This window comes from Ruminococcus sp. 210702-SL.1.03 (assembly GCF_020559915.1).
Classification (GTDB): domain Bacteria; phylum Bacillota; class Clostridia; order Oscillospirales; family Ruminococcaceae; genus YE71.
This window is the reverse complement of the sequence record NZ_JAJCLZ010000201.1, coordinates 1-213: the sequence shown is the minus strand read 5'-3', so window position 1 is coordinate 213 and position 213 is coordinate 1. Positions and strand designations below refer to the sequence as shown.

Annotated in this window: 1 protein-coding gene; it reads right to left on the bottom strand. The window is 46.0% G+C overall.

Annotated elements, in window-relative coordinates; all coding sequences use genetic code 11:
- Window positions 1–213, bottom strand: a 213-nt coding sequence (locus LI114_RS14100) for a hypothetical protein (protein WP_227221179.1), incomplete at both ends; no start/stop codon positions are given.

The following is a 213-nucleotide window of genomic DNA, read 5'->3' as shown; positions in this document are numbered from 1 at the left end:
CTGGCATGAACAAAAACGTAAGAAGCACAAGCAAGATAAACAATCAACGCAAAGCCACCGACCATCATGTTGGTAAACCAAGGTGAAGTGCGACTATCTTCAGCATGAAGATAACCTGTTATCACACCGTCGACACGGATAGGGCTTGTAATTTCAATAGAGTGACGGCTGACCGATTGTGCATAGTCTGCGCCCTCTTCAATCTTTGCGGTC